At 54.7% G+C, this 5,894-nt stretch carries 6 protein-coding genes; 4 read left to right on the top strand and 2 right to left on the bottom strand.

Translation table 11 applies throughout. The features are described from left to right. On the bottom strand, window positions 1–304 hold a 304-nt coding region (locus tag QMM04_RS20330), incomplete at its 3' end, for a LysR family transcriptional regulator (protein WP_282996880.1). A 197-nt stretch (window positions 305–501) separates the two neighbouring features. Between QMM04_RS20330 and QMM04_RS20325 the strand changes: the two genes are divergently transcribed. Genes QMM04_RS20325 through QMM04_RS20310 form a run of 4 tightly spaced genes read left to right on the top strand, consistent with a single transcriptional unit; the run spans window position 502 to window position 4,451 of the window. After that, window positions 502–1,251 carry an SDR family NAD(P)-dependent oxidoreductase gene (locus QMM04_RS20325; RefSeq protein WP_282996881.1) on the top strand — a complete coding sequence of 250 codons (750 nt, stop codon included), beginning with the start codon at window positions 502–504 and terminating at the stop codon, window positions 1,249–1,251. Window positions 1,252–1,303: 52 nt separating this feature from the next. Further along, complete coding sequence (locus QMM04_RS20320; RefSeq protein ID WP_282996879.1) at window positions 1,304–2,602, top strand: MFS transporter; 1,299 nt, start codon at window positions 1,304–1,306, stop codon at window positions 2,600–2,602. A gap of 12 nt (window positions 2,603–2,614) precedes the next feature. After that, window positions 2,615–3,442, top strand: a complete 828-nt coding sequence (locus tag QMM04_RS20315; protein ID WP_021509641.1) for a transketolase — start codon at window positions 2,615–2,617, stop codon at window positions 3,440–3,442. 1 nt (window position 3,443) lies between these two features. Continuing rightward, on the top strand, window positions 3,444–4,451 hold the full coding sequence (locus QMM04_RS20310; RefSeq protein ID WP_282996878.1) for a transketolase family protein: 1,008 nt from the start codon (window positions 3,444–3,446) through the stop codon (window positions 4,449–4,451). Between the two features lie 315 nt (window positions 4,452–4,766). Here QMM04_RS20310 and QMM04_RS20305 read toward each other — a convergent pair whose 3' ends face one another. Then, entirely contained in the window at window positions 4,767–5,774 is a 1,008-nt protein-coding gene (locus QMM04_RS20305; RefSeq protein ID WP_282996877.1) for a helix-turn-helix domain-containing protein, read from the bottom strand. Window positions 5,775–5,894 lie beyond the last annotated feature (120 nt).

The following is a 5,894-nucleotide window of genomic DNA, read 5'->3' as shown; positions in this document are numbered from 1 at the left end:
GAATCCGTAACGCGCTTCGCTCTTTTTCATCGCTGATACGTGAAGTTGACTGTGCGATGCCCTGAAGCAACGGACTTATTTCCTTAAGGTAGCGCTCGCCTGCCATGGTCAGAAACATACCTTTTGCTGAACGGCTAAAGAGAGTGAAGCCAACCTGATTCTCCAGTTTTGCCAGTTGATGGCTGGCAGCCGACGGCGTAATGCTAAGTTCCTCCGCGGCTCTTGCCACGTTGCCAAAATGAGCCACCTCTTCAAAAACACGCAGTGATTTAAACGAGGGAAAGGAGTCTACTTTTTTGTTCATGCGTGTTCCCTTATTCAGTATTTGTGATATTCAACTCATTTCAAATTGCAAAATTGTTAACCTCATCAAACCAACAAATTCATTCAGCATCAAATGAATTTTTTTGCATTGCCTTTAAACCTGCCTTTTTCAATGCTGAATGCGACCCTACAGGCATTAAGCCAAACCTACGCATAAAAATGATACCGGAGTTAGATATGTTGCTTAAAAATAAAGTCGCCATTATCACGGGAGCCGCCTCCGAGCGTGGAATTGGACGCGCCACTGCTGCCTGTTTTGCGGAGCACGGTGCACGCGTCGTTATACTGGATCTCGATGAGGGCGCCGCGCAGAAGGCAGCCTCTCAAATCGGTGAGGAGCATCTTGGTCTGGCAGTCAATGTTACCGATCCACATGCCATACAGCAGGCCGTCACCCGCGTGGTGAATACATTCGGCCGCGTTGACATCCTGGTTAACAATGCCGGGATTACCCAGCCGGTTAAAACGCTTGAAATCAGCGCCGATGACTATAACCGCATTATGGACGTCAACCTGAGGGGAACGCTGCTGATGTCACAGGCCGTCATACCCCAGATGAAGCGTCAGGGTGGAGGAAGCATTATCTGTCTGTCGTCGGTTTCTGCTCAGCGCGGTGGCGGAATTTTCGGCGGCCCACATTACAGCGCGGCCAAGGCCGGCGTACTGGGTCTGACAAAAGCCATGGCTCGTGAGTTCGGTCCGGACCAGATTCGAGTCAATGCACTAACGCCGGGGCTGATTCATACCGATATCACTGGCGGACTCATGCAGGACGAGCGACGTCATGCCATCATCGACGGTATTCCGCTCGGCAGACTCGGCAGCGCCAGTGATGTGGCTAATGCTGCACTTTTCCTGGCTTCTGACCTTTCATCTTACCTAACCGGTGTCACGCTGGACGTTAACGGCGGCATGTTAATTCACTAAGCGCTCAGACCATTCAGTTCAGCTTCAACTGAACACATCCGGAGTCAATATCATGACCACTCTTAACTTGAGTGCATCTGACGGTGCGCGTAACAGCGCGTACCGTAAAACGGCCTGGCGCCTAATGCCTTTTCTGATGTTGTGTTACCTCTGTGCTTACCTTGACCGGGTTAACGTCAGCTTTGCCAAACTGCAGATGATGGGCGATCTGTCACTGAGCGAAACAGTTTACGGTTTAGGTGCCGGTATCTTCTTCATCGGGTACTTTACTTTTGAGGTTCCGAGCAATCTTATCCTGCATCGCGTGGGGGCCCGTCGCTGGATCGCGCGCATTATGATCACCTGGGGCCTGATATCAGGGATGTTTGCCTTTGTGGAAACGGCCTGGCAGTTCTATCTGCTGCGTTTCCTGTTAGGCGTGGCCGAGGCGGGCCTTGCCCCCGGTCTCCTGCTTTATCTGACCTACTGGTTTCCCTCTCACCGGCGCGCGCGCATGACCGTTCTGTGGTTTGTGGCGATCCCCTTGTCTGGCATGGTTGGTAGTCCTGTTTCAGGCTGGATTATGGACGCCTTTTCAGGCTATCGCGACTGGGCTGGTTGGCAGTGGATGTTCATCCTTGAAGCCATACCAACGGTTCTCATGGGATTTGTCGTGCTTGCCGTCCTCAAGGATCGGGTAGAACAGGCCAGCTGGCTCGATGAAAGTGAGAAAAAAATGGTCCGTGCCGATCTTGATGAAGATAACCAGCAAAAATCACATCATGGCACAGTCAGAGCGTTCCTGGCCGATAAGCGTCTGTGGCTGCTGGCACTCATCTACTTTTGCGTGGTCATGGGGCAGTATGCCCTGACGTTCTGGCTGCCAACGCTGGTGCGTAATGCGGGTATTCAGGATCCACTGCACATCGGGCTGTTCACCAGTATTCCCTATTTCTGCGCAATCATAGCCATGTTACTGGCCGGCCGCAGCGGCGACAGGCATCGTGAAAGACGCTGGCATCTGATTATCCCTATGCTCACCGGCATGATCGGACTCTCGCTGGCTACGCTGCTGGGCCACAGCGTCACTATCTCGCTGTTTTTCCTGAGCGTGGCCGCTGCAGGTATTCTCTCAGCCTCCTCTCTTTTCTGGATGTTACCGACCAATCTCCTTGGGGGCGTTTCTGCCGCTGCGGGTATCGCTGCGGTGAACTGCATTGCCAATCTTGCCGGCTTCTTCTCACCCTGGCTGATTGGTGCCATAACGACCCGGGCGGGCACACCCGCGATGGGTATGTATTTCATCTCTGCCGTGCTGCTGTTTGGAGCCCTTTGCGTGCTCCGTATCCGCGCAGCAGATGTAAACCGCTAATCAGGAGACACGATGAACAATACAGTAATAACATTAAGACAGCGTGCGACCAGTATTCGTCGCCACGCCCTGCTGATGGGCCAGGTTCAGGGGCAGGGATACATAGGACAGGCGCTCGGTGCTGCTGATCTGCTGGCTGTCAGCTATTTTCATGCGCTGAATTACCGGCCGGCGGAGCCTGAATGGGAAGGCCGGGACCGCTTCTATCTGTCGATCGGACATTATGCGATTGCCCTTTATGCCGCACTGCTTGAAGCGGGTGTTATTCCCGAGAGTGAGCGTGAAACCTACGGCAGCGATGAGAGCAGGTTGCCCATGTCAGGCATGGCAGCCTATACCCCGGGAATGGAAATTACCGGAGGATCGCTCGGCCACGGTCTTGGCATCGCCGTGGGGGCCTGTCTGGCGCTCAGGAAGAAAGGTTCATCTTCGTTTGTTTACAACCTGCTGTCTGACGGTGAGCTGAATGAAGGCTCGACCTGGGAGGCGGCCATGTCGGCGTCACACTGGAAGCTGAATAATCTGATAGCACTGATCGACGTGAATAACCAGCAGGCCGACGGTCATTCATCGGAAATTCTGGCCTTTGAGCCCATCGTCGATCGCTGGCAGGCCTTTGGATGGCACGTTCAGCGCGTCGATGGTAACGATATCGACGCACTCACTGTCGCCTTTGATACTGCACGTCGCTGGGAGGGAGCCCAACCCCGCGTCATCATCTGTGATACCCGAATGGGTAAAGGCGTTCCGTTTCTGGAAACACGTGAAAAAACCCACTTTATCCGCGTCGACGCAGACGAGTGGGATAAAGCCCTGACCGCGCTGGAGCAAGGAGAGTAAGATGACCGTAACGCAAAAGAAACGCCTGACAACCTCGGCCATGATTGCTTCTATCGCAGCGGAAGGGCAGCCAACGCTGTCCGCACCTTTCGGGCATGCCCTGGTTGACGTGGCCAGACAGCGTCAGGATATCGTCGGCCTCACGGCAGACCTCAGCAAATATACGGATTTGCACTTATTTGCAGAAGCCTGTCCCGAGCGTTTTTTCCAGATGGGCATGGCTGAACAGCTACTGATGAGCGCTGCAGCCGGCATGGCCCGCGAAGGGTTTACGCCGTTTGTGACCACCTACGCCGTATTTGCCTCTCGTCGCGCCTACGATTTTATCTGTATGGCCATTGCTGAAGAGAACCTGAATGTGAAAATTGCCTGCGCCCTGCCCGGCCTGACCACGGGCTACGGGCCCAGCCATCAGGCAACGGAGGACCTGGCCATTTTCCGGGGTATGCCTAACCTGACCATTATCGATCCCTGTGATGCGCACGAAATCAGTCAGGTGGTGCCGGTAATTGCTGAACATCAGGGGCCAGTCTACATGCGTCTGCTGCGCGGAAAGGTCCCCGTTGTGCTGGATAAATATGACTACCGCTACCAGCATGGTAAGGCTCAACGCCTGCGATCAGGCAAACATGCAATCATTATTGCGAGCGGCCTGATGACCATGCGCGCACTGGAGGCCGCTGAGGAACTGGAAAAAAGAGGATTAGAGGTAGGGGTGGTGCACTCTCCGGTGATAAAACCCCTTGATGAAGTGACGATCCTCCGGGAGGCCGGCGAAGCGGTAGCTGACGGACGGCTGGTAATAACAGCAGAAAATCACTCAGTTACCGGAGGTCTAGGTGAAGCAATTGCCTCCACGCTGATGCGACACGGTGTGACCCCCCGTTTTCGTCAGATTGCCCTGCCTGACGAATTTCTGGCGGCAGGTGCCCTCCCGACGCTGCATGACCGGTACGGCATTTCAACCGCCGCGATGGTGACACAGATTGAACAGTGGCTTCTCAGCTAAATCAGGGGGGTGTCACAATCACTGGTAGCATCTGGGGCTGAACCGCAAAGAGGCAGGGTGATCATCCCTGCTTCTGCTTCTTCGCGGTAATTCAAAGCAAAGCCGCAGGTTAATCCTATGCCAATGCCAAAATCTGACTTATCCATTAATCGGTATCGGTATACATGCCGGCCATGTTGACCACCCGCCGTTTTCCGCATGCTTCTGCAATAACGGCGGGCACACCGCGAGCACCTGATTCGTGCATCAGCAGCTGCGCCTGCATAACACGCCGCTGATTCACTCTTAGAAGTTCGGCGTCTTCCCGGATGTCAATCAGGTATTCACGCCTGAACTGCCGCGCGCCTCCATCCATTTACGGTACTGGGAAGGTGTCATGCCCATTACCTGCGAGAAGGCCTTACGAAAAGCAGTGTCTTCGGTATAGCCACATTCGGCAGCAACCTCTCGGATATTGCTTACAGGATTTGCGAGCAATACGCACGCCGATTCAATTCTGACCCGGGTAATAAATTCTTTTGGACTTTCCTGCGTGAGTTTTTTGAGCTTTCGCTGCAGTGTTCTCTCTGTCGTATTCAGCATTGCGGCCAGCCCTTCCGCGCTGATGGCAGGATTGCGATAGCGGATTATCTCTTCAGCGCGCATCAGCAGGGGGTGGCGGGTATTAATGAAGCCCGGAGGAGCATAAACCTGCTGAGACAGTGGCTGGCTGTCAGCCACGGCCATGTCTGCCGTCAGCCTGGCAACATCTGCGCCCGCCTCACGCTTGATGATGTGCAGGGCCAGCGCAGCCCAGGAAAGGGGGCCGCCGCTGGTCAGAACGCGGTCATCCTCTTCAAGCGCTTTTCCCCACACCGGCCTGGCATCGGGATAGCGTTGCTGAAGCGTATGGTACAGCCACCACGTGGTGGTACACCTCCGGCCGTCAAGCAACCCGGCTTCTCCCAAAATAAAACCGCCAGCACAGGCACCTGCGACCCTGGCACCTTCCTCATAACGCTCCCTTACCCAGGTCGCCGCATGCCTGACACTGTCGCTGTTGACAGGCATACGACCCGCATTCAGCGCCATCCCGGTGGCGATGATGATGTCAGGCTGGCCGGCCGACAGAAAGGAGGAGTCAACAGGAATTAATCTGCCCTGCACATCCCATACGGGGCCACCGTCTGCGCTGACGATCGCGGTTTCAAAGGGGGCTGTTGTGAAGCGGCCGGCATGCTCCGGGCTCGCAAGAACGGCCTGATTAGTGATCCAGAACATGTCAGAAAGCCCGGCAATTGCAGAGAGAAGGCTACCATCGAGGGCCAGTAAGGCGATGCGCATCAAATATACCCCGGTATTAATTTGTCGTTTTTAGCATGCTTAAAGTCCCTTCCCGTACCTTACTCCCTGGCCCTGCTCCTTCTACACTCACCATCATGACGAGCCTGATAAATATTGATC

The sequence above is a fragment of the Pantoea sp. Pa-EAmG genome (genome assembly GCF_030024295.1).
In the GTDB taxonomy this organism is placed as follows: Bacteria; Pseudomonadota; Gammaproteobacteria; order Enterobacterales; family Enterobacteriaceae; genus Pantoea; species Pantoea dispersa.
This window is presented reverse-complemented; position numbering and strand designations above follow the sequence as displayed.

Coding starts and splice junctions, on each gene's coding strand:
- QMM04_RS20325 (WP_282996881.1), top strand. CDS start 502: ATGTTGCTTAAAAATAAAGTCGCCATTATCACGGGAGCCGCCTCCGAG.
- QMM04_RS20320 (WP_282996879.1), top strand. CDS start 1,304: ATGACCACTCTTAACTTGAGTGCATCTGACGGTGCGCGTAACAGCGCG.
- QMM04_RS20315 (WP_021509641.1), top strand. CDS start 2,615: ATGAACAATACAGTAATAACATTAAGACAGCGTGCGACCAGTATTCGT.
- QMM04_RS20305 (WP_282996877.1), bottom strand. CDS start 5,774: ATGCGCATCGCCTTACTGGCCCTCGATGGTAGCCTTCTCTCTGCAATT.
- QMM04_RS20310 (WP_282996878.1), top strand. CDS start 3,444: ATGACCGTAACGCAAAAGAAACGCCTGACAACCTCGGCCATGATTGCT.